The sequence below is a fragment of the Pseudomonas sp. zjy_15 genome (genome assembly GCF_043101865.1).
Lineage (GTDB): Bacteria > Pseudomonadota > Gammaproteobacteria > Pseudomonadales > Pseudomonadaceae > Aquipseudomonas > Aquipseudomonas putida_Y.
In genome coordinates this window covers 1-20,327 of record NZ_JBICII010000012.1, presented here as the reverse complement: position 1 = coordinate 20,327, position 20,327 = coordinate 1, and the positions used below count along the sequence as shown (strand labels likewise).

The 20,327-nt window shown below is 62.9% G+C and carries 23 protein-coding genes; 15 read left to right on the top strand and 8 right to left on the bottom strand.

Features of this window, described 5'->3' with window-relative positions; genetic code table 11:
* Window positions 1–176: 176 nt before the first annotated feature.
* Window positions 177–413 carry a YdcH family protein gene (locus ACF8EF_RS01220; protein WP_014590026.1) on the bottom strand — a complete coding sequence of 79 codons (237 nt, stop codon included), beginning with the start codon at window positions 411–413 and terminating at the stop codon, window positions 177–179.
* A 253-nt stretch (window positions 414–666) separates the two neighbouring features.
* Here ACF8EF_RS01220 and ACF8EF_RS01215 point away from each other — a divergent pair, with 253 nt between their 5' ends.
* From ACF8EF_RS01215 to ACF8EF_RS01200, 4 genes are all read left to right on the top strand, one after another.
* Window positions 667–2,304, top strand: a complete 1,638-nt coding sequence (locus ACF8EF_RS01215; protein WP_392460364.1) for a phosphoethanolamine transferase — start codon at window positions 667–669, stop codon at window positions 2,302–2,304.
* A 207-nt stretch (window positions 2,305–2,511) separates the two neighbouring features.
* Window positions 2,512–3,645, top strand: a complete 1,134-nt coding sequence (rnd, locus tag ACF8EF_RS01210; RefSeq protein WP_176685783.1) for a ribonuclease D — start codon at window positions 2,512–2,514, stop codon at window positions 3,643–3,645.
* Window positions 3,642–3,935 carry a YcgL domain-containing protein gene (locus ACF8EF_RS01205; RefSeq protein ID WP_021783370.1) on the top strand — a complete coding sequence of 98 codons (294 nt, stop codon included), beginning with the start codon at window positions 3,642–3,644 and terminating at the stop codon, window positions 3,933–3,935. The genes rnd and ACF8EF_RS01205 overlap by 4 nt, the downstream gene beginning before the upstream one ends.
* Window positions 3,936–3,937: 2 nt before the next feature.
* The gene (locus ACF8EF_RS01200) at window positions 3,938–4,870 is read left to right on the top strand and encodes a D-2-hydroxyacid dehydrogenase (RefSeq protein WP_176685784.1); all 933 of its coding nucleotides are present in this window, start codon (window positions 3,938–3,940) and stop codon (window positions 4,868–4,870) included.
* 114 nt (window positions 4,871–4,984) lie between these two features.
* Here the strand turns inward: ACF8EF_RS01200 and ACF8EF_RS01195 are convergent, their stop codons facing one another.
* Window positions 4,985–5,578: a nitroreductase family protein gene (locus tag ACF8EF_RS01195; RefSeq protein ID WP_176685785.1), complete on the bottom strand. Its 594-nt coding sequence runs from the start codon at window positions 5,576–5,578 to the stop codon at window positions 4,985–4,987.
* A gap of 145 nt (window positions 5,579–5,723) precedes the next feature.
* Here ACF8EF_RS01195 and ACF8EF_RS01190 point away from each other — a divergent pair, with 145 nt between their 5' ends.
* The 3 genes from ACF8EF_RS01190 to ACF8EF_RS01180 are packed head-to-tail and all read left to right on the top strand — an operon-like array spanning window position 5,724 to window position 7,642.
* Entirely contained in the window at window positions 5,724–6,173 is a 450-nt protein-coding gene (locus ACF8EF_RS01190) for a YcgN family cysteine cluster protein (RefSeq protein ID WP_176685786.1), read from the top strand.
* Window positions 6,174–6,211: 38 nt separating this feature from the next.
* Window positions 6,212–7,420, top strand: coding sequence for a hypothetical protein (locus ACF8EF_RS01185; protein WP_176685787.1), 1,209 nt, complete (start codon window positions 6,212–6,214; stop codon window positions 7,418–7,420).
* Between the two features lie 6 nt (window positions 7,421–7,426).
* Window positions 7,427–7,642 carry a hypothetical protein gene (locus ACF8EF_RS01180; RefSeq protein WP_370844815.1) on the top strand — a complete coding sequence of 72 codons (216 nt, stop codon included), beginning with the start codon at window positions 7,427–7,429 and terminating at the stop codon, window positions 7,640–7,642.
* A gap of 64 nt (window positions 7,643–7,706) precedes the next feature.
* Here the strand turns inward: ACF8EF_RS01180 and ACF8EF_RS01175 are convergent, their stop codons facing one another.
* Together ACF8EF_RS01175 and ACF8EF_RS01170 are read right to left on the bottom strand one after the other, a co-directional pair.
* A complete protein-coding gene (locus tag ACF8EF_RS01175; RefSeq protein ID WP_003254677.1) occupies window positions 7,707–8,177 on the bottom strand; it encodes an RNA methyltransferase in 471 nt (156 codons plus the stop codon).
* A 72-nt stretch (window positions 8,178–8,249) separates the two neighbouring features.
* On the bottom strand, window positions 8,250–8,621 hold the full coding sequence (locus ACF8EF_RS01170) for a YajD family HNH nuclease (RefSeq protein WP_003254676.1): 372 nt from the start codon (window positions 8,619–8,621) through the stop codon (window positions 8,250–8,252).
* Between the two features lie 132 nt (window positions 8,622–8,753).
* Between ACF8EF_RS01170 and ACF8EF_RS01165 the strand changes: the two genes are divergently transcribed.
* Window positions 8,754–9,032, top strand: a complete 279-nt coding sequence (locus ACF8EF_RS01165; RefSeq protein ID WP_176685788.1) for a hypothetical protein — start codon at window positions 8,754–8,756, stop codon at window positions 9,030–9,032.
* Between the two features lie 185 nt (window positions 9,033–9,217).
* Here the strand turns inward: ACF8EF_RS01165 and ACF8EF_RS01160 are convergent, their stop codons facing one another.
* Window positions 9,218–11,260, bottom strand: a complete 2,043-nt coding sequence (locus ACF8EF_RS01160) for a S9 family peptidase (protein ID WP_392460363.1) — start codon at window positions 11,258–11,260, stop codon at window positions 9,218–9,220.
* Window positions 11,261–11,439: 179 nt separating this feature from the next.
* Between ACF8EF_RS01160 and ACF8EF_RS01155 the strand changes: the two genes are divergently transcribed.
* Genes ACF8EF_RS01155 through ACF8EF_RS01145 form a run of 3 tightly spaced genes read left to right on the top strand, consistent with a single transcriptional unit; the run spans window position 11,440 to window position 13,256 of the window.
* Window positions 11,440–11,937 carry an MFS transporter gene (locus ACF8EF_RS01155; RefSeq protein ID WP_252461632.1) on the top strand — a complete coding sequence of 166 codons (498 nt, stop codon included), beginning with the start codon at window positions 11,440–11,442 and terminating at the stop codon, window positions 11,935–11,937.
* A 14-nt stretch (window positions 11,938–11,951) separates the two neighbouring features.
* A complete protein-coding gene (locus ACF8EF_RS01150; RefSeq protein WP_003254671.1) occupies window positions 11,952–12,725 on the top strand; it encodes a class II glutamine amidotransferase in 774 nt (257 codons plus the stop codon).
* Window positions 12,726–12,734: 9 nt separating this feature from the next.
* Window positions 12,735–13,256 (top strand): DUF2937 family protein, encoded by a 522-nt coding sequence (locus tag ACF8EF_RS01145; RefSeq protein WP_003254669.1) that lies wholly within the window; start codon window positions 12,735–12,737, stop codon window positions 13,254–13,256.
* Between the two features lie 134 nt (window positions 13,257–13,390).
* Here ACF8EF_RS01145 and ACF8EF_RS01140 read toward each other — a convergent pair whose 3' ends face one another.
* Window positions 13,391–14,302 (bottom strand): LysR family transcriptional regulator, encoded by a 912-nt coding sequence (locus tag ACF8EF_RS01140; protein ID WP_176685601.1) that lies wholly within the window; start codon window positions 14,300–14,302, stop codon window positions 13,391–13,393.
* Between the two features lie 130 nt (window positions 14,303–14,432).
* Between ACF8EF_RS01140 and ACF8EF_RS01135 the strand changes: the two genes are divergently transcribed.
* The 4 genes from ACF8EF_RS01135 to ACF8EF_RS01120 are packed head-to-tail and all read left to right on the top strand — an operon-like array spanning window position 14,433 to window position 18,105.
* On the top strand, window positions 14,433–15,719 hold the full coding sequence (locus ACF8EF_RS01135) for an MFS transporter (RefSeq protein ID WP_176685600.1): 1,287 nt from the start codon (window positions 14,433–14,435) through the stop codon (window positions 15,717–15,719).
* Window positions 15,720–15,728: 9 nt separating this feature from the next.
* Window positions 15,729–16,505, top strand: coding sequence for a 5-oxoprolinase subunit PxpA (locus ACF8EF_RS01130; protein WP_392460362.1), 777 nt, complete (start codon window positions 15,729–15,731; stop codon window positions 16,503–16,505).
* A complete protein-coding gene (gene pxpB / locus ACF8EF_RS01125; RefSeq protein WP_176685598.1) occupies window positions 16,505–17,191 on the top strand; it encodes a 5-oxoprolinase subunit PxpB in 687 nt (228 codons plus the stop codon). The genes ACF8EF_RS01130 and pxpB overlap by 1 nt, the downstream gene beginning before the upstream one ends.
* A complete protein-coding gene (locus ACF8EF_RS01120) occupies window positions 17,188–18,105 on the top strand; it encodes a biotin-dependent carboxyltransferase family protein (RefSeq protein ID WP_392460361.1) in 918 nt (305 codons plus the stop codon). The genes pxpB and ACF8EF_RS01120 overlap by 4 nt, the downstream gene beginning before the upstream one ends.
* A 120-nt stretch (window positions 18,106–18,225) precedes the next feature.
* On the opposite strand, the gene ACF8EF_RS01115 is transcribed toward ACF8EF_RS01120, so the two are convergent.
* The gene (locus ACF8EF_RS01115; RefSeq protein WP_021783384.1) at window positions 18,226–19,404 is read right to left on the bottom strand and encodes a VWA domain-containing protein; all 1,179 of its coding nucleotides are present in this window, start codon (window positions 19,402–19,404) and stop codon (window positions 18,226–18,228) included.
* 13 nt (window positions 19,405–19,417) lie between these two features.
* Window positions 19,418–20,263, bottom strand: coding sequence for an AAA family ATPase (locus ACF8EF_RS01110; protein WP_392528951.1), 846 nt, complete (start codon window positions 20,261–20,263; stop codon window positions 19,418–19,420).
* Window positions 20,264–20,327 lie beyond the last annotated feature (64 nt).

The following is a 20,327-nucleotide window of genomic DNA, read 5'->3' as shown; positions in this document are numbered from 1 at the left end:
CCGGCCCTTTCGCGGGTTTACCCGCGAATACGGTAGCGGCGGCAACGGTGAACGGCCAGGGGCATTGGCCAGCAGGCCCGGCCCTTTCGCGGGTAAACCCGCTCCTACGACGGTCTGCGCATCGGTATAGGAGCGGGCTTGCCCGCGAAGAGGCCGGTGGATTCAATAGATGCCTGTCAGGATTTGGGCGGATGAATGATCCGTTCGATCTTGTCCTTGATCAGCAACCTTTCCTTGCGCAGGCGGTTGACGGCCTCGTCGTTGGTTCCGTTGCCTTCGGCGGCGACCACCTCCTTGTCCTTGGCGTTGTACTCCTTGTGCAGTTTGTGCAGGTCCTGATCCTTCTCCATGAGCGCCTGGAATGCATCAGCGGTAACGTGCAGGTCAGCGAGCAGATCATGCGGAACTGGCATTTCTTCACCTCTGTCAGGGTTGTCGGTAAGGCTCTGATCACTGAGGATAGCTGTCTTTGCGCAGGCTGGTGACGGCTGTCCAGGCTGAATGGCAGCTGAATGCTTTTGCGATAACTTGTAAAAGACGCACCTTCACGAAATTGTTACCGTCTTTTTCACAAAAAATTGATGACGTGCTTTCTAGAGTTCAACCAACTTTCCCACGGTGCCTTCTGGCCTGGGGGGTGAAAATCACTCTTGATTGCGAACGCTGATGCTCAACTTCAAATCCCTGCGGACTGAATGGGTCACGCTGCTGGCCAGTCTTTACCTGCTGATCGGCTTCAACATGTTCCTCTGGGAGCACCTGCAGGCGGTGGTTCCTGCCGGCCTGTCGGGGTTATGGCTGAGTCTGGCGTTTGCCGTGCTGATGCTCTTCGCCTTCAATTTGATCCTCACGTTACTTGCCTTCCGGTATGTATTGAAGCCGGTACTTATTGTGTTGTTCATGAGTGGCGCGGGCGTGGCTTACTTCATGAACCAGTACGGCGTACTTATTGATACCGGCATGTTTCGTAATATGGCCGAGACCAATATTGCGGAAGTGCGCGACTTGATGTCGTTCAAGTTTGCCGCGTATATCCTGCTGCTGGGCGTGCTGCCTTCGGTGCTGCTGTGGAAGGCGAAGATCGCTTACCGCCTCTGGCACCGCGAGCTGCTGGGCAAGTTAGTGGTCGGTGGTGCCTGTGTGGTGACCATCGGTTCGGTCGCGTTGGTCAATTATCAAGGACTGTCGTCGTTGTTGCGCAATCACCATGAGCTGCGCCTGATGCTCACCCCCAGCAATATCGTCGGGGCGTCCATTGGTTATGTCAGCGAGCGTGTCGGTACGGCTTCGCGCCCGTTCCAGCATTATGGTGAAGATGCCAAGCGTGATGCGGCCTGGCAAAAACATGAGCGCAAGTCGTTGACCGTGCTGGTGGTCGGAGAAAGTGCCCGGGCAGACCATTTCGGCGTGCTGGGCTATGACCGCGATACCACGCCCAATCTCGCCAGGGAGCAGGGCCTGCTGGCGTTTTCCGACGTGCACTCGTGCGGTACGGAAACGGCGGTTTCGGTGCCTTGCATGTTCTCGGGCATGAAGCGCAGGGACTACGACGCCCGCGTAGCGAAAAACCGTGAAGGGCTGTTGGACATCCTTCAACGTGCCGGCCTGGCCGTGCAGTGGCGCGACAACCAATCGGGCTGCAAAGGCACCTGCGATCGTGTGCAGTTCATCGATGTCAGCAACCTCAAGGACCCGCAGCTGTGCGCCAATGGCGAATGCCATGACCAGATCCTGCTGCAAGGCCTGGACGCGCTGATCGACAACCTCGACAAGGACACCGTGCTGGTGCTGCACCAGATGGGTAGCCACGGCCCCGAGTACTTCAAGCGCTACCCCAGTGAAGACGAGCGCTTCACCCCGGTGTGCCAGAGCAACGCGTTGAACCAGTGCAGCCAGGAGGAAATCATCAACGGGTACGACAACACCCTTGCCTACACCGACAAGGTGCTGGCCTCGCTGATCGATACCCTGCGCAGCAAGCAAGACAAGGTCGACACCGCGATGATCTACCTGTCCGACCACGGCGAGTCGCTGGGCGAGTACAACCTGTTCCTGCACGGCACGCCGTACGCCATCGCTCCCGAGCCGCAGAAGCATGTGCCGCTGCTGACCTGGTTCTCCGACAGCTACAAGGAGGACTTCGGTATCGACAACGACTGCCTGGCCCGGCTCAGCGATACCCCGTTGTCCCAGGACAATCTGTTCCACTCGATGCTTGGCCTGTTGCAGGTACACACCGAGCTCTACCAGCAGTCGCTGGACATGTTCGCCGGTTGCCGGCCCTGGCTGGCAGCCAAGCGCTGAAGTCAGTCGCGTGTCATGCAGGCTTGCGCGGTCCCTGTGGGAGCGGGCAAGCCCGCGAACCCGTGCCAAGCCCGTGCCATACACCGTGTTGCCTTCTTCGCGGGCGCGCCCGCTCCCACAGGGTGGACTGCCCCCTGAAAGCTGGACAGTTTCACCAGCAGTGCCCTCGCCGTATATACTGCGCGCCAATGTTAGTGGGAGAGCCTTGTGGCCATCGAAATTCACTGGATCCGTGACGACCAGAGCCTGGCCGAGCACTGCCGCGACTGGCACCAGCTGCCCTTCGTCGCCGTCGACACCGAATTCATGCGGGTCGACACCTTCTACCCGAAAGCCGGGCTGATTCAGATCGGCGACGGCCAACGTGCCTTCCTGATCGACCCGCTGCTGATCGGCAACTGGCAACCCTTGGCCGACCTGCTGGAAGACAGCGGTGTGGTCAAGGTGCTGCACGCCTGCAGCGAAGACCTCGAAGTGCTGCTGCGCCTGACCGGCAAGCTGCCTCAGCCGTTGTTCGACACTCAGCTGGCCGCCGGTTACCTGAACCTGGGCTTCTCCATGGGCTATTCGCGCCTGGTGCAGGAAGTGCTGGGCATCGAATTGCCCAAAGGTGAAACCCGCTCTGACTGGCTGCAACGCCCGCTCTCGGAAACCCAGGTCAGCTACGCTGCCGAAGACGCCGTGCACCTGGCCGAGCTGTTCACCGTGCTGCGCCCGCGGCTGAGTGACGACAAGTACGCCTGGGTGCTGGAGGACGGCGCCGAATTGGTGGCTGCGTTGCGCCGTGAAGTCGAGCCCGAAAGCCTGTACCGCGACGTCAAGCTGGCCTGGAAGCTGGCGCCTCAACAACTGGCAGTGCTGCGTGAGCTGTGCGCTTGGCGCGAGCGCGAGGCGCGCAACCGCGATGTACCGCGCAATCGTATCCTCAAGGAGCACTCGCTGTGGCCCATGGCCAAGAGCCAGCCGAACAACCTGTCGGCCTTGGCCAAGATCGACGAGATGCACCCGCGCACCATTCGTCAGGACGGTGAGTTCCTCATCCAGCTGATCAAGCGCGCCGCCAGCCTGCCGGCCGAGCAATGGCCAGCGCCCTTGCCCGAGCCGCTGCCGATCGAGGCTGCCGGCCTCCTCAAGCAGTTGCGTGCCATCGGCCAGGCCGAAGGCGAGCGCCTGGGGATTGCGCCCGAGTTGATGCTGCGCAAGAAAGCCCTGGAGGCGCTGCTCAAGAGCGGTTACCCCAATGGCCCTTATAAACTGCCCGATTCGCTGCGCGGCTGGCGCCGTGAGCGCATGGGCCAGGCCCTGCTGGACAACCTGGCAGGCGCCGGAGAAACCCGATGAAACGCATTTGCTCGATCTACAAAAGCCCACGCAAGAACGAAATGTACCTGTACGTGCTCAAGGCTGACGGCCTGGAGCGCGTGCCTGAAGGCCTGCTGCCGTTCTTCGGCACCCCCGTGCACGCTTTCGACCTGGTGCTCAGCCCTGAGCGCAAGCTGGCTCGCGAGGACATCAGCAAGGTGCTGGAGAACCTCGAAAGCCAAGGCTACCACCTGCAGATGCCGCCGCTGGAAGATGAGTACATCGAGCACCTGCCCGAAGAGCTGCTGCGCCGTAACGACCCCGTCTGACCATGCGCGTACTGATTGCTGAGCATGACCATGCTCGATACGCCGAGCTTTTGCGCGCAGCCGCGCCTGAAGTGGAAGTTCTGACCAGCGGCGACTCTGCCGAACTGGCCCGCCAGGCACCGCAGTGCCCGGTGTGGCTGGGCCAGCCGGACTTGCTGGCAAGTCTGCTGCGCCAAGGCCATAAGCCTGCCTGGATGCAGTCGACATGGGCCGGTATCACGCCGTTGCTGGCCGATGGCCTACCACGTGATTACCGCCTGAGCCGGGCAGTGGGTATCTTCGGTCAGGTGATGGCCGAGTACATGCTCACCTATATGCTAGGCCATGAGCGTGAGGTGCTGGCGCGTCTGGTCAGCCAGGTCGAGCGGCGTTGGGATGACCACCCGGGGCGCAGCCTGGAAGGGCGCAAGGCACTCATTGTGGGTGTAGGCGACATTGGTCAGCGTGTGGCCGAGTTCCTGCAGCCGTTTGGTGTAGAGCTTTACGGGGTCGCCAGCAGCGCCCGTGAGCAGGCGCCGTTCGTCGAGGTGGCGGCGCTGGCCGACCTGCCGCGCATGGTCGGCCAGGTCGACTACGTGCTAAACCTGCTGCCGGATACCCCCGCCACTCATGACCTGTATGACGCAGCGCTGTTCAAGTGCTTCCAGCCCTCGGCCTTGTTCATCAATGCCGGACGCGGTGTAGCAGTGGTCGATGCCGACTTGGTAGGGGCGCTGAAAGAAGGCCATCTGGCCGGTGCGGTGATCGATGTCTGCCGGCAAGAGCCGCTGCCCAGGCAACACCCGTTCTGGAGCGCGTGGGGCTTGTTGCTGACCGGACACAGTTCGGCACCCACCTCGCCGACAGCGATGGTGCGCTTGTTTGTCGAGAATGCGCGGGCTTATGAAGCGGGGCAGGGGTTGCGGGGTGAAGTCGATTTCGCCCGGGGCTACTGATCGCAGTGGCCTGTACCGGCCTCGTCGCGGGTAAACCCGCTCCAGCTCAGGGTGGTGATCCCCCCCGCAGGAGCGGGCTTGCCCGCGAAGAGGCCAGCACTGCCAACACAAACCTTACAGGCTGAAATCGCCTTCAGCAGCCAGCTCGCTCAGCGGTTTGCGCGGGCTCGGCACTTCACGCGCCTGCAGCGCTTCGTCCAGGCTGGCCTTGTCCCCCAGCTTGCCGATCGCCACCATGGCGTGCAGTACGTAACCCTCGGGAATCTTCAGTTCCTGACGTGCCAGGTCCTGATCGAAGCCGGCCATGCCATGGGTATGCCAGCCGCTGATGCTGGCCTGCAGGGCCAGGTGCCCCCAGGCAGAGCCCGTGTCGAAGGTGTGCCATAGCGCCGGTTTTTCTTCCGTAGCCCCCGGGGCCGCGAAGGTAGTCTTCGAAATGACCAGCACCAGCGCCGACGCCTGTTGCGCCCAGCTGCGATTGAAGGGAACCAGCAGGCTCAGGTAACGCTCCCAGTTCGGCGTGTCGCGGCGGGCATAAAGGAAGCGCCAAGGCTGCGAGTTATAGGCCGAAGGTGCCCAGCGGGCGGCTTCGAGGAAGCTCAACAGGGTTTCTTCGCTGATCGGCTCGGCGGTGAAGGCGCGTGGCGACCAGCGGTTGATGAACTGCTCGTTGATGGCGTAATCGGCAATGCGGGGGGTGGCGCTCATGGCGGCTCCTGCAAACGGACGGGAAAAGCGCACGCTACTGCGTGCCGTCGCGACTGACAAGCGGTCTGGCTTTGCCGAAGGCCAGGCTCTAGACTGGCGCCGCTGCGCGCCGTGGCCCCCAAGATGAAGGCAGGAACCCTGTGTGATGATTGCTGAAAACGCGCCGTTCTGGCGGCGCAAGACCCTCGAACAACTCAACCAGCAAGAGTGGGAGTCGCTGTGCGATGGCTGCGGCCTGTGCTGCCTGCAGAAGCTCGAGGACGAAGACGACAACAGCGTCTATTACACCCGCATCGCCTGCAAGTTGCTGGACCTGGATACGTGCCAGTGCAGCGACTACCCCAGCCGCTTTGCCCAAGTGCCGGACTGCATCCAGCTTACCCCGGGCAAGGCCGACCAGTTCAAGTGGCTGCCGAGTACCTGCGGTTACCGTCTAGTCAGTGAGGGCAAGGACTTGCCGGATTGGCATCACCTGGTCTGTGGCGATCGCCAACAGGTCCATGAACAGCGCATTTCCCAGTCGGGGCGTATGCTCAGTGAACACGATGTGCACGAAGACGACTGGGAAGACCACCTGATCTTCCGCGCCAGCTGACCGGCGCGGCCTGCCTCGGGGAAACAAGGAGTTTCTGTATGCGTTGCCAGCTGTTGTTGCTGTTGGGCCTGATGGCCAGTTCGCCGGCCTGGGCGAAAAAGGTCGACCTCGACTACCAGGTGCGCCTGCTGCCTGCCAGTGGCCAGGCTGAAGTGCGCGTTACATTGGCCGAAGGCAGTGTGGTGCGCAGCCTGGACTTCGACCTGAGCAAGGCTGGGGTTTACAGCGGCTTCCAGGCTGATGGGCAATGGCAGCTGAAGGGCCAGCGTGGTGTATGGCAACCAGCGGCCGGCAAGACCAGCCTCAGCTACCGCGTGCAGCTGGACCAGAAGCTTGCCAGCGGCGCCTATTCATCACGCATCACCCCGCACTGGGCACTGTTCCTCGGCGACCAGCTGATACCTCCTGCGCACCTCGACCAACAGGACGGTACCGAGCTGGTGGCGCGCCTGGCTTTCGACCTGCCCGAGGGGTGGAAGAGCATCGAAACGTCCTGGCCGCGCATCGGCAAGGAGAAGTTTCGCATCGACAACGTGTCACGCCTGTTCGATCGCCCGACCGGCTGGATGCTTGCCGGCGACCTGGGCAGCCGCCGCGCTCGCCTGGGCGAAACCGAAGTGACCGTGGCCGCGCCGGTGGGGCAGGGCATGCGACGCATGGACAGCCTGACCTTGCTCACATTCGTCTGGCCACAACTACAGGCTGTGTTCCCGCGCAACCCGCCCAAGCTGCTCTTGGTCGGGGCGCGTGACGGCATGTGGCGAGGGGCTATGGCTGCACAGGGCTCGTTGTACCTGCACAGTGCCCGGCCCATGGTCAGCGAGAACGGCAGTAGCCCGTTGCTGCGCGAACTGGTGCAACTGTTCGCGCAGGTTCACGGGCGTGACGGTAGTGACTGGCTGGTAGAGAGCCTGACCGATTATTACGCCAACGAGTTGCTGCGCCGCTCGGGCGGGATGAGTGACGACCGCTACCAGGTCTGGCAGGCGCGCCTGAGCAAGCAGGGCGCCAAGGTCAACAGGCTCAAGGGTGAGCGCGCCAGTCCGGCGCAGGTGGCCCGTGGCGTGATGCTGTTGCAGGCGCTGGACAAGGAAATCCGCATTCACACCCAGGCCAGGCGTTCGTTGGACGATGTGGTGCGTGGGCTGATGCGCCTGCCCAGCGTCAGTACCGAAGACTTCGTCCAGATCAGCGAGAACGTGCTGGGACGGCGTTCCGATGTGCTGCAGAGCAAGGTGCTGCACTAGGCCTCCCTGGCCCCTGGCAATCGGCAAGGTGACATCTTCAGCAAGTCGCATTTCAGGTGTGTAAAGTCGTACCTGGAATACACCGCCGAGCAGAAACTCAGCATTGTTCACGGGGCGAAACCGAGGAAGGGGAGCGCGCAGCCGACCATCGTCGGCAACGTTGATCGCGACAACCCATGGTTTGTCGAGGCAATGTTCCGCCCGGTTTCGGTGCTGTTCTGACGGAGCTCAGCACCTGGCCGTCCTGTGTTGGCAGGCCTGTCCTGCTGCCGCAGTGGCGGCCTTTTTATTTGAACTTGGGTCCCGAGCGGGTATTCAGCCCCTTGGCCAATCGGTCGTACAGCACCACATTCACCGTCGCCGCCAGGTTCATGCAGCCCTCGGTTGGTATGTAGATTGTCTCTTCACACCATCCCCTCACCTCTTCGCTCAACGAGCCATCCTCTGGCCCGAAGATGTAAATGGCCCGGTCTGGATGGGTGTAGTCCGGCAATGGCCGTGCGCCCTCCACCAGTTCCACCGCCACGGGCGTGCAGCCCAGCGGGATAATGCGCTGCAGGTCGTCGATGCCGATCAGCGGGATGTCGTAGTGCACACGTTTGGTGTCGGTGACGAAGTCACGCGCGCGCTCATAGCGTTTGCCCGTGTAGAACACCGAATTGACGCCATAGCAGCCCGCGGCGCGCATCACAGAGCCGACGTTTTCTGCCGACTTGGGGTTGAACAGGCCGATGCAGCTGTATCGTTTGTTTGCCACGTACCGGGGCCCTTCGCGAAAAAAAGCGCGATTATACGGGCTGCCCGGTAGCAGCGGGGGGCGAATCGATGGTCAGTCTTTCTTCAGCATGCCCGCCAGCCCGGCAAACGGGTTGTGCGTGGCCTTGGCAATGCTCGGGGTGCTGGTGGAGCCTTCGCTGAAGTACTGCTGGTCGGTGTAGCGCGAGTGCTCGTTGTCGTGGCAGTACAGGCACAGCAGCTCCCAGTTGGAGCCGTCCTGAGGATTGTTGTCGTGGTTGTGGTCACGGTGATGCACGGTCAGTTCGCTCAGGCGCTTGCCGGCGAACTCGCGGGCGCAGCGGCCGCACACGTGCGGGTACATTCTCAGGGCCTTGTCGCGGTAGCCCATTTCCTTGTCGCGCTTGGCATCGGCCAGGATGCGGTCGAGGCGCGCGGTAGCGGCGGCAGAAGAGGTGGAGCTCATGGTGTTTCCTTTGTTCTGATCAGGCAGGTGACGGTTATGCCATTGAGTCTAGCGCGCTTGCAGGTCAGGCGGACAGGCGAAAGCGTTGATTTAGGCGTAGCCTGTAGCAAGGTTCCCGACAGGAGGTTGCTGATGTTTCACGCGATCCTCGCCGCGCTGTTGATGGCTGGCCTGCCTCTGGCAGAAGCTGCCAGCACGCCACCTCGACTCAATACGCCAGTGCCTGGTGCACCGGGTACGCCCACGCCCACGCCATACCCGCAGATAACCCCGAGTACACCGCCCAAGGCTTATGACAGTCAGCCGGGGGCGCCGTTGTTGCCGCCGATGCCAGTGCCCGGCCCGCCGAAGGACCAGCCATTGCCCGGGTTGCGGCCGGAGCCGCCGAAGCCGCCAGCGCAGGATGATTGAGCATGAGCACTCTGCGCCGCCATCATGTGTGAGCAACTGTCTTGCTCAACTTCTAAAAGCTGGCGCGATCGCTGTGGGTGCGGGCTTGCCCGCGAACACCGGCGCAGCCGGTGCCAGGCACTGCATTGAATTTTTTGCGGGCTTGCCCGCTCCCACAGTGATCGCGCGGGTGCTCAAACCTGGGTTTAGGCAATACCTAGCTCGCCAAACACGAACGCATACTCCAGCGCCACATCCTTCAACCCTTGGTACCGCCCGCTCATCCCACCGTGCCCAGCCCCCATCTCGGTCTTGAGCAGCAGCAGGTTGCTGTCGGTCTTGAGCGTGCGCAACCTCGCCACCCATTTGGCGGCTTCCCAATACTGCACGCGGCTGTCGTTGTAGCCCGCCACCACCAGCATCGCCGGGTAGGCCTGCGCTTTCAGGTTCTCGTACGGCGCATAAGCCTTGATCCGTTCATACACCTCCGGCTCCTCAGGGTTGCCCCATTCGTCGTACTCGGTCACGGTCAGCGGCAGCTCCGGGTCGAGCATGGTGTTGAGCACGTCGACGAATGGCACTTCGGCAATGGCGCAGCGGAACAATTCCGGGCGCAGGTTGAGCACCGTGCCGATCAGCAGGCCGCCGGCGCTGCCACCACTGATGGCCAGGCGATCGGCGGCAGTCACGCCTTGGCTGATCAGGTGCTCGGCGCAGGCGATGAAGTCGCTGAAGGTGTTGTGCTTGTGTTCCTGCTTTCCGGCACGGTACCAGGCCTCGCCCAGTTCGCCGCCGCCACGCACATGGGCGATGGCAAAGGCCACGCCACGTTCCAGCAGGCTCAGGCGCGCATGTGAGAACCAGGGGTCGAGGCTTTCGCCATAGGCGCCATAGCCGTACAGGTACAGTGGCACGGTCTTGCCCAGGTCCTGGCGGCGGCGTACCAGGCTGATCGGCACCTGGGTTCCGTCCGCTGCGGTTGCCCACAGGCGCTCACTGACATAGTCATCGGCATCGAACGCACCGAGCACCGGGGTTTGCTTGAGCACGACCTGAGCGCCCGTGGACAACGCCAGTTGGCGCACCTGGGCCGGGCGGTTGAGCGCTTCGTAGCGCAAGCGTATGCAAGGGCTGGCAAATTCCAGGCTGTCCTGCACGTACAGGCTGTAGGCGGCGTCTGGCAGTTCGACGCGGTAGGTCGGCAAGCCCTGTGGGCGCACGTCGATGATCGGCAGGCCGCCTTCGCGCAGGCTCAGGGTCAGGGCACCGCTATTCAGGCTGAGGCCTTCGAGCATGACCGTGTCGCGGTGCGCCACCAGCACCTGCCACTGTTCGCGGCTAGGTACTGGCGCGACTGGCGCGTGGTACAGGGCGAAATTGATGCCATCCTGGTTGGTGCGGATGAACCAGCGCCACTCGCCGTCGAGCTGGCCATGGTCGGGGAAGTATTCGTGGCCTTCGACGCGCGGCGCCAGGCAGGTGAACGGCGCCTGCGGGGTTTCGGCGTCCAGTACCCAGGCCTCACTGGTGGTCTTGCTGTTCAGCAGCAGCACCAGCTGGCGCTCGGAACTGGTGCGGTAGCAGTGCAGGAAGAAACGCCCGTCCGGCTCTTCGAACACGGTTTGGGCGGCGTCAGTGCCCAAGGTGTGGCGACGCAGGCGCCATGGGCGGTGGGTGTCGTCCAGCTCAGCGAAGAATAACGTCTGGCTGTCGTTGGCCCAGGTCAGGCTACCGTCGCAGTCGTCGAAGGGCAGGGTCGTGACACGGTCACTGGCCAGGTCTTTGATGTACAGGGTATGGATTTCGTCGCCGCTGGTGTCGAGGCTGTAGGCCAGCAGGCGGTGGTCGGGGCTGACGCTGAACGCGCCGAGGGAAAGGAAACCGCCGTTGGCCAGGACGTTGGGGTCGAGCAGCAGCTGCTCCTGGTTTTCATCGACGGTGTTCGAGTCGTCGGCGGGGCGTGGGCAGCGGTAGTGACGCGGGTATTCGTCGCCGGCGGTGGTACGGGTGTAGTACAGGTAGGGGCCCCAGGGCGCCGGCAATGACAGGTCGGTCTCCAGGATGCGGCCTTTGATCTCTTCGAACAGTTGCTCACGCAACGGTGCCTGGTCGGCCAGGCAGGCTTCCTGGTAGGCGTTTTCAGCGTGCAGGTAAGCGAGTACCTCGGGGGTGTCGCGCTTTTGCAGCCAGGCATACGGGTCGGTGGCCTGGTCGGCTTGGGCAATCGGGGGTTGGGGCTTGGTTGGCATTGAAGGTCTCTTGATTGGAGTTGCCTGTGCCGGCGTCTTCGCGGGTAAACCCGCTCCTACAGGGATCGCACCGAGGTAGGAGCGGGTTTGCCCGCGAAGACGCCGGCACAGGCAAACACTGTCTGCGCCCGGAAAAGTGTTTATCATAGGCATCTCTTTGCCTGGCTTGCACGAACACCATGACCGAGAACGACTACACCTTCGCCTGGGGCCTTTACGCAGTGGCCGCCTTAGGGTGCCTGCTGGTGGGCTTCAAGCTCACCGGCTGGATGTGGCGCTGGCTGCGCGAACCGCTACGGGTGGTGCTGGCGGTACTGCTCCTGACCCCGACCATCGTCGACCCGGTCAAGGACAGCTTCGCCCCGGCAATCGCCATCACTGTGCTGGATGTTGCCTTCAAGGTCGGCAACAACGCCTGGCGCGCTGTGTCCGACTTTGCCATGTACGGCATGATCGCCTTCGGCCTGTACTTCCTCTTCGTCTTGCTGCGCTGGCCGTTGGAAAAACGCGCGCGCGCACGCCGTGAACAGGCCGAAGCCGCTACCAAGCGTCAGCTGGCCGAGGATGATCAGCTCGGCGCCCAGGTGCCGCTGGCTGCCGAGCGCAGCGACCGGTACCGTGACGACTCGCCGCCAGCCGCTGCGCGTGGCGCAGGCCGGGTCGAGCCTCGTCTGTAAACGGAGACACGCCTGTGTGCGAACTGCTGGGCATGAGTGCCAATGTCCCTACCGACATCGTTTTCAGCTTCACCGGCCTGATGCAGCGGGGCGGGCGTACCGGCCCGCACCGTGACGGCTGGGGTATAGGCTTTTACGAAGGTCGTGGTCTGCGCCTGTTCCAGGACCCGGCGGCGAGCAGCGAGTCGGAAGTGGCCAACCTCGTGCAGCGCTACCCGATCAAAAGCGAAGTGGTGATCGGTCATATCCGTCAGGCCAACGTCGGCAGGGTGTGCCTGTCCAATACCCACCCGTTCGTGCGGGAAATGTGGGGCCGCAACTGGTGCTTCGCGCACAACGGCCAACTGGGTGACTTCAAGGGCCTGGCCAGTTTCTACCGGCCAGTGGGCGACACCGACAGCGAAGCGGCCTTCTGCGACCTGCTCAACCGCATCCGCAGCGCCTTCCCCGAACCGGTGCCGGTGGAACAGCTACTGCCAGTGCTGGTCGAAGCCTGTGCCGGCTACCGTGGTCAGGGCGTATTCAACTGCATGCTCAGCGATGGCGACTGGCTGTTCTGTTTTTGCTCGACCAAGCTGGTGCACATTACCCGCCGAGCGCCATTTGGTGCCGCACGGTTGAAGGATGTCGACCTGATCGTCGATTTTCATACCGAAACCACCCCCAACGACGTGGTCACGGTGATTGCCACCGAGGCCTTGACCGAGAACGAGACCTGGCACCGCTACGCGCCGGGTCAGTGGGCCCTGTGGCGGCACGGCGAGTGCGTGGCGCACGGCCAGAGCTAAGGACGCTGCATGTTCAGAAGTTACCTGCGATTGCTGTTGTTCACCTTCGGCCTGCTGGCCGGTATCCAGGTCCCGGGGCTGGTCAAGGACTATAGCCAGCGGGTCGAGGCGCACCTGTTCGAATCGCGCGAGGCGCTCGATGGGTTCCGGCAAACGGCCGAGCGCTTTTTCAAGGGCGACTTGCAGGCGCTGCTGCAGCACTACCGCAGCAGCGACGATCCGGTGTTCAACAGTGACGCCAACAGCATCGAAAGCCTGATGATCCGCAACGAACTGCTGGAAAACGAATGGCAGGTGCTGCAAGGGTCATGGGCCGAGCGTACCTGGCATGTGCTGGTGCAGGCCGACCCGCAGTTGCGCGAAGAAACCCTCAATGGCTACAGCTACCAGATTCTGCTGGTGCCCGAGGCGATCGGCTGGGGTGTGGGTGCCGGTTTTGTGCTGGCCTTTGTGGTCGAAAGCCTGTTGCTGGGGATTGGCTGGCTGATCCTGGGCGGGCGGCGCAGGGTGGTGAAAGAGAGCTGGCGCTAAGTTCTGCTGTACCTGTACCGGCCCTTTCGCGGGCTTGCCCGCTCCCACAGGTACAACCTGGCCCGCCAGGCCTGTGATGATCCTGTGGGAGCGGGCAAGCCCGCGAAGGGGCCGGTACAGGCAGAGACCGTCGTTCAGACCAGCACGATCCGCTGCCCACCCACATCCCGCGCATACCGCTCCAGCACCTGCCGGCAAACCCCAACCACCTCATCTACCAACACCACCCCGGTCTGCCACGCCACTACCAGCTCCAGGCTCGGCGGCGGCTGCAACCCTTCCAGCAGCACCAGCTCGCCCCGGCCCAACTCGGCATCCACCAGCGCCGGCGGTAGCGCGCCAATGCCAAAACCGTCGCGCAACAGCCGGGTAATCGCCGCCACCGAGTTCACGCAATTCAACCGCGGCGCCTCTGCCCCAGCAGTCTGCAGCAAGCTCAGCACCTCCTGGTGCGGCCGTGAATTCTTCGAGAAGGTGATGATGCGCTCGCGCCCAAGTTCGGCCAGCGACGCATAGTCCCGGTGCTGGTGGGCGCCTGCGGCCACCACCCAGCCCATTGGGTAGCGCGCCAGGTCGAGGCTGCGGATCGATTGCTCGCGCAGCAAGTCGGTCTGCAAAATCACGTCAAGAAAACCCTTCTGCAACTGCTCGCGCAAGTTCAGCGCGGTGTCGGCCACCAGTTCGATTTCCACCTGCGGGTAGCGCTCGCTCAACTCCGCCACCAGTGCGCTCATCCAGGTGTGGATCACAGTGTCCATCACCCCGATGCGAATGCGTCCGACCTTGGCCCGGTCGCTGTCCAGCGACTGCTTCATGGCCTTGGCGGTTTCCAGCATGCGTTCGGCGTATTCCAGCACCTTGCCGCCCTCCGGGGTCAGGCTGACCCCGCGAGAGTCGCGTAGCAGCAGCTTCACGCCCAGGTCAGCCTCCAGTGCGGCAATACGGCTGGATACCGAGGCCTGGGTGGTGAACAGCTTTTCTGCCGTCAAGCGGAAGCTCTTGAGCCGGGCGACCCAGACGAAGGTTTCGAGGAAGCGAAGGTTCATGATCAGTTTTTCTTGTTCCAGACCGGCGGTTTTTTTCGTTGGACGCAGGCGAGGCGGCCTCTGAACAATGGCGCCCAGGCCGCGACGCTTTATGTCGCCCATAAAACAATACCAACAAGCCGAGGCATCCATGAACCCCACCGGCGCGCAGCAGCAGGTCAGTTCCTTCCCTTCGTCCGGGCCTTTCGCCTGGTACCGCGACATCGACAAACAGCAACGACGTACCTTCTGGAGCTGCAAGATCGGCTATGGCCTGGACGGCATGGACACGCAGATGCTCAGCTTCGTCATCCCTACGCTGATCATGCTGTGGGGGCTCACCACCACCGAAGCCGGCTTGATCCACACCAGCACGCTGATCGCCTCCGCTGCAGGAGGCTGGGTGGCCGGTATCCTCTCCGACCGCATCGGCCGGGTGCGTACCCTGCAACTGACGGTATTGTGGTTCGCCTTCTTCACTTTCCTGTGTGGCTTCGCTCAGAACTACGAGCAACTGCTGATTGCCCGAACCCTGATGGGCTTTGGCTTCGGTGGTGAGTGGACCGCCGGTGCGGTGTTGATCGGCGAGGTGATCCGCGCCCAGGACCGCGGCAAGGCGGTGGGCATGGTGCAGTCCGGCTGGGCAATCGGCTGGGGCCTCACAGCCATCCTCTATGCGCTGCTGTTCTCTTGGCTGCCGGCAGAGCAGGCCTGGCGTGCGTTGTTCCTGCTGGGGCTGGTACCGGCAATCTTCGTGATCTTCGTTCGCCGCCTGGTCAAGGACCCTGAGGTATATCGCAAGGCCAAGGCAGTGGAAAACGCCGAGGCACCTTCGCGCTTCTACGAAATCTTCGCCCCGGGCATGCTCTGGACCACCGTGCGGGCATCCCTGCTGACCACCGGCGCGCTCGGCGGTTACTACGCCATCACCTCGTGGCTGCCAACCTTCCTGAAGAACGAACGCGGCCTGAGTGTGCTGGGCACGGGTGGCTATCTGGCCATGGTGATCGTCGGCTCGTACGTGGGCTATGTGGTCAGCGCTTATCTGTCCGACCTGCTGGGGCGCAAGAAGAACTTCATTCTGTTCGCCGTGGGCTCTTTCGTCATTGTGCTGTTGTACACGCAGATGCCGGTCAGCGATGGTGTGATGCTGTGGCTGGGCCTCCCGTTGGGCTTCTTCGCCTCGGGTATCTTCAGCGGCATGGGGGCATTTCTGACCGAACTGTTCCCCACGCGCATTCGGGGTTCGGGGCAAGGCTTCTGCTACAACATCGGCAAGGTCATCGCCGCGCTGTTCCCGTTGATGATCGGCATGCTCGGCCAGAATGTTCCGCTGGGCCTGGGTATCGGTGTGTTCTCTGCTGTGTCCTACGGCATTGTGATCTTGGCGGCGCTGAGCCTGCCAGAAACCCGCGGCAAACACCTGCAGGCGCGGTAAGGTAGGTATATGCACAACGACAAGGGAGACCGCGTGGTGGAACGCCTGCTACTCAATTGCGACATGGGCGAGAGTTTCGGCAGCTGGCGCATGGGCCTGGATGCCGAAGTCATGCCTTACATCGATTGCGCCAACATCGCCTGCGGTTACCATGCCGGTGACCCCGGTATCATGCGTCGCACCGTGGCGTTGGCGTTGGAGCACGGGGTGACTATCGGCGCTCATCCGGCCTACCCGGACCTGGTCGGCTTTGGCCGCCGTTCCATGGCCTGCAGCCCGGAAGAAATCCGCGACCTGCTGCATTACCAGATCGGTGCGCTGGATGGCATCTGCAAAGTGCTGGGTGGCCGTGTGGCCTATGTGAAGCCCCATGGGGCGCTGTACAACGACATGATGGCCGACCCGCTCAAGCTGCGTACCGTACTGGAGGCCGTAGCGGCCTATGACAGCCACCTGCCGTTGATGCTGATGGCCACCGCCGACAACCGAGCCGCCCAGGCACTGGGTGATGAAATGGGCGTGCCGCTTTGGTTCGAGGCGTTCGCAGACCGCGCATACACCGCCAGCGGCCATCTGCTGTCGCGGCGCCTGCCGGGCGCGGTGCATCACGACCCGGCGCAGGTGGTGGAGCAGGCTGTGCGTCTGGCCCGAGGCGAAACGCTGGTGGCTGACGATGGCAGTGCCTTGCAGCTCGCCGCCCGCACCCTCTGCGTGCATGGCGACAACGAGAGTTCGGTGGCGGCGGTGCGGCAGATTCGCCAGGCCCTCGATGGGCTGGAGGCGTGATGAAGCCCCGAATCGAAGTGGTCGCCATCGACAGCCTGATGGTACGCCTGTTCGACCGTATCGATGAGGCCAACATGCCATGGATGCTCGCCGCCAGCCGGCGCTTGAGCGCGGCGTTCGGCGAGCACCTGCTGGACCTGGTGCCGTCCTACACCACGCTGATGGTGCAGTCGGCCCTGCCGCCGGGCGAGGCGAGGGCGCGAATCGCTCAGGCGCTGGACGGCTTGCAGCCTGACACCGGCAATGGCGGCCGCCGACACGAGATCCCGGTGTGGTACGACGCCAGTGTCGGCCCTGAGCTGCCTGTGCTGGCGGCCCGCAGCGGCTTGAGTGAAGCCGAGATTGTTCGCTTGCACTGCGAACGTGATTACCCGGTGTTTGCCCTGGGCTTCGCACCCGGTTTCGGCTTCATGGGCCTGGTCGACGAGCGCCTGGCCAGCCCTCGTCTGAGTACCCCGCGCAAGCGCGTGGCGGCGGGCAGCGTGGGCATTGCCGAACGCCAGACGGCAGCGTATCCGGCAGTATCGCCGGGTGGCTGGAACCTGATTGGGCGCACCCCGGTGCGTTTGTTCGACCGTGAGCGTGAGGGTTACAGCCTCTTGCAACCCGGTGACCGGGTGCGCTTCGTGCCGGTTTCGCGCAGTGAGTTCCTGACCATGGGTGGTGATGTGGAGGCGCAGGGATGAAGCTGTTGAGGATCGAGGCCAGTACGCCGTTGTGCCAGTTACAGGATGCCGGGCGCTTTGGCGTGCGTCATTTGGGCGTGACCCAGGGCGGGGCGCTGGACTGGGTGGCGATGCACTGGGCCAACTGGCTGCTGGGCAACCCGTTGGGGGCGCCGGTGGTCGAGGTGGCGCTGGGTGGTTTTTGCGTAGTGGCCGAACAGGATTGCGTGCTGGCCCTGGCCGGTGCCGACCTGGATGCGTGTGTCGATGGTCAGCCCCTGGTGCCATGGCGCAGTTTTGCCCTGGCCAAGGGGCAGCGCTTGACCCTGAAGCAGCCAAAACGGGGTGTGCGGGCGTATCTGGCGGCACCGGGAGGGTTTCAGGGCAAGGATGTGCTGGGCAGTTGTGCCACCGTGGTGCGTGAAGCCTTGGGTGGCATCGATGGTCAGGGTGCTGCGCTGGCTAAACACCAGGCATTGGCTTTTACCGGTAGCAATGCACCCCTGCGCGAAGTGCCGCAAGCGTTGTGCCCGCAGTTTGCCAAAAAGCCGGTGCTCGATCTGGTGATAGGCGCACAGATCGGCGAATTCAGCGGTACCAGCCTGTTCGAGGCATTCAACCGAGAGTGGACACTGGATAGCCGGGCTGACCGCATGGGCATCCGGTTGTTGGGCCCGCAGCTGGTCTACCAAGGGGCGCCGATGATCTCCGAAGGGATCCCGCTGGGGGCGGTGCAGGTGCCGCCGGATGGCCAGCCGATCGTGTTGCTCAATGACCGGCAGACCATTGGTGGGTACCCGCGGCTGGGCGCGCTGACGCCGCTGGCGCTGGTGCAACTGGCGCAGTGCATGCCGGGGGCGGTGGTGCGGTTCAGGGCGGTGGTGCAGGACGAGGCCTGGCGGGAGCAGCAGCTTTACCTGGGGCGTTGGTCGTAAGGCTGCTGGCCCTTTCGCGGGCTTGCCCGCTCCCACAGGGATAGCACTGCATTTGAGGGTTGTGAATGTGGGGGGCCTGTGGGAGCGGGCGAGCCCGCGAAAGGGCCGGTACAGGCAACCTCACTTGGACAGGTAGCGCATCCCTTCCTCCAACCCTTGCAGGGTCAGCGGATACATCTTGTCCTCGATCAGGTCCCGCACCAGATGGGTCGACGCGGTGTATTCCCAGGCCTGCTTGGGGTAAGGGTTGATCCAGATGATTTTCTTGAATTTTTCCATGAAGCGCTGGATCCACACATACCCGGCTTCTTCGTTCCAGTGCTCCACGCTGCCACCCGGCTGGGTGATCTCGTAGGGCGCCATGGCCGCGTCACCTACGAACACCACCTTGTAGTCATCGCCATACTTGTGCAGCAGGTCGAAGGTGGAAAAACGTTCGGACGTGCGGCGCAGGTTGTTCTTCCACACCGACTCATAAACGCAATTGTGGAAGTAGTAATACTCCAGGTGCTTGAACTCGGTCTTGCAGGCCGAGAACAGCTCTTCGCAGACTTTGACGTGCGCATCCATCGAACCGCCAATGTCGAACAGCAACAGCAGCTTCACGGTGTTGCGCCGTTCAGGGCGCATCTGGATGTTCAGCAACCCGGCATCCCGCGCGGTGTGGTCGATGGTGCCGTCGATGTCGAGCTCTTCGGCGGCGCCTTCGCGGGCGAACTTGCGCAGCCGACGCAGGGCCAGCTTGATGTTGCGGGTGCCCAGCTCGACCTGGTCATCGAGGTTCTTGTACTCGCGTTGGTCCCAGACTTTTACCGCCTTGCCCTGACGCTTGCCGGCGTCACCGACGCGGATGCCCTCGGGGTTGAAACCGCCCGAGCCGAATGGGCTGGTGCCACCGGTACCAATCCACTTGTTGCCGCCAGCGTGGCGTTCCTTTTGCTCTTCGAGGCGTTTCTTGAATGCCTCGATAAGCTTGTCCAGGCCGCCCAGCGACTGGATCTGCGCGCGCTCTTCGTCAGTCAGCGAGCGCTCGAACTCTTTGCGCAGCCAGTCTTCAGGAATCAGCGCCTCGATGTGCCGGTCGAGGTTTTCCAGGCCCTTGAAATAGGCGGCGAAGGCACGGTCGAACTTGTCGAAGTGGCGTTCGTCCTTCACCAGGATGGCGCGGGCGAGGTAGTAGAACTCGTCCATGTCGGCAAACACCACGCGCTTTTGCAAGGCCTGGTGCAGGTCGAGCAGCTCACGCACCGAAACCGGCACCTTGGCCGCACGCATCTCATTGAACAGATTGAGCAGCATGGCCCTGCTCCTGTCAGCGGTTGCCGCGCCGGCTCATGAAGGCCAGGCGCTCGAGCAGTTGTACATCCTGCTCGTTTTTCACCAGCGCACCGGCCAGCGGTGAGATGGCCTTGGTCGGGTCGCGTTCGCGCAGCACCGCTTCACCGATGTTGTCGGCCATCAGCAGCTTGAGCCAGTCGACCAGCTCGGAGGTGGACGGCTTTTTCTTCAGGCCCGGCACCTTGCGCACATCGAAGAACACATCCAGCGCCTCGCTGACCAGCGACTGGCTGATGTTCGGGTAGTGCACGTCGACAATCTGCTGCAGGGTAGTGCGGTCGGGGAAGGCGATGTAGTGGAAGAAGCAGCGGCGCAGGAAGGCATCCGGCAGCTCTTTTTCGTTGTTCGAGGTAATGATGATGATCGGACGCTGTCTGGCCTTGATGGTCTCGTCGATTTCATAGACGTAGAACTCCATCTTGTCGAGTTCTTGCAGCAGGTCGTTGGGGAATTCGATATCGGCCTTGTCGATTTCGTCGATCAGCAGGATGACCCGCTCGTCGGCCTCGAAGGCCTCCCAGAGTTTGCCCTTTTTCAGGTAGTTGCGCACATCGTGCACCTTGTCCACGCCCAGCTGCGAATCACGCAGGCGGCTGACTGCGTCGTACTCGTACAGCCCCTGGTGGGCCTTGGTGGTGGACTTGATGTGCCAGGTGATCAGGCGCGCACCGAACGAGGCTGCCAGCTGCTCGGCGAGCATGGTTTTGCCGGTGCCTGGTTCGCCCTTGACCAACAGCGGGCGTTCGAGGGTAATGGCCGCGTTTACCGCCAGTTTCAGGTCGTCTGTGGCGACGTAGTCGCGGGTGCCTTCGAACTTCATGGGGGGGTGTCCTCTATTCAGGGCTTTGCGGGCCTCCTCGCGGGTAAACCCGCTCCTACGGGGT

Excerpts from the sequence above, each read along its gene's own strand:
- ACF8EF_RS01220 (WP_014590026.1), bottom strand. The coding sequence starts at position 413 with ATGCCAGTTCCGCATGATCTGCTCGCTGACCTGCACGTTACCGCTGAT.
- ACF8EF_RS01215 (WP_392460364.1), top strand. The coding sequence starts at position 667 with ATGCTCAACTTCAAATCCCTGCGGACTGAATGGGTCACGCTGCTGGCC.
- ACF8EF_RS01205 (WP_021783370.1), top strand. The coding sequence starts at position 3,642 with ATGAAACGCATTTGCTCGATCTACAAAAGCCCACGCAAGAACGAAATG.
- ACF8EF_RS01200 (WP_176685784.1), top strand. The coding sequence starts at position 3,938 with ATGCGCGTACTGATTGCTGAGCATGACCATGCTCGATACGCCGAGCTT.
- ACF8EF_RS01195 (WP_176685785.1), bottom strand. The coding sequence starts at position 5,578 with ATGAGCGCCACCCCCCGCATTGCCGATTACGCCATCAACGAGCAGTTC.
- ACF8EF_RS01190 (WP_176685786.1), top strand. The coding sequence starts at position 5,724 with ATGATTGCTGAAAACGCGCCGTTCTGGCGGCGCAAGACCCTCGAACAA.
- ACF8EF_RS01185 (WP_176685787.1), top strand. The coding sequence starts at position 6,212 with ATGCGTTGCCAGCTGTTGTTGCTGTTGGGCCTGATGGCCAGTTCGCCG.
- ACF8EF_RS01170 (WP_003254676.1), bottom strand. The coding sequence starts at position 8,621 with ATGAGCTCCACCTCTTCTGCCGCCGCTACCGCGCGCCTCGACCGCATC.
- ACF8EF_RS01165 (WP_176685788.1), top strand. The coding sequence starts at position 8,754 with ATGTTTCACGCGATCCTCGCCGCGCTGTTGATGGCTGGCCTGCCTCTG.
- ACF8EF_RS01160 (WP_392460363.1), bottom strand. The coding sequence starts at position 11,260 with ATGCCAACCAAGCCCCAACCCCCGATTGCCCAAGCCGACCAGGCCACC.
- ACF8EF_RS01155 (WP_252461632.1), top strand. The coding sequence starts at position 11,440 with ATGACCGAGAACGACTACACCTTCGCCTGGGGCCTTTACGCAGTGGCC.
- ACF8EF_RS01145 (WP_003254669.1), top strand. The coding sequence starts at position 12,735 with ATGTTCAGAAGTTACCTGCGATTGCTGTTGTTCACCTTCGGCCTGCTG.
- ACF8EF_RS01140 (WP_176685601.1), bottom strand. The coding sequence starts at position 14,302 with ATGAACCTTCGCTTCCTCGAAACCTTCGTCTGGGTCGCCCGGCTCAAG.
- ACF8EF_RS01135 (WP_176685600.1), top strand. The coding sequence starts at position 14,433 with ATGAACCCCACCGGCGCGCAGCAGCAGGTCAGTTCCTTCCCTTCGTCC.
- ACF8EF_RS01130 (WP_392460362.1), top strand. The coding sequence starts at position 15,729 with ATGCACAACGACAAGGGAGACCGCGTGGTGGAACGCCTGCTACTCAAT.
- pxpB (WP_176685598.1), top strand. The coding sequence starts at position 16,505 with ATGAAGCCCCGAATCGAAGTGGTCGCCATCGACAGCCTGATGGTACGC.
- ACF8EF_RS01120 (WP_392460361.1), top strand. The coding sequence starts at position 17,188 with ATGAAGCTGTTGAGGATCGAGGCCAGTACGCCGTTGTGCCAGTTACAG.
- ACF8EF_RS01115 (WP_021783384.1), bottom strand. The coding sequence starts at position 19,404 with ATGCTGCTCAATCTGTTCAATGAGATGCGTGCGGCCAAGGTGCCGGTT.
- ACF8EF_RS01110 (WP_392528951.1), bottom strand. The coding sequence starts at position 20,263 with ATGAAGTTCGAAGGCACCCGCGACTACGTCGCCACAGACGACCTGAAA.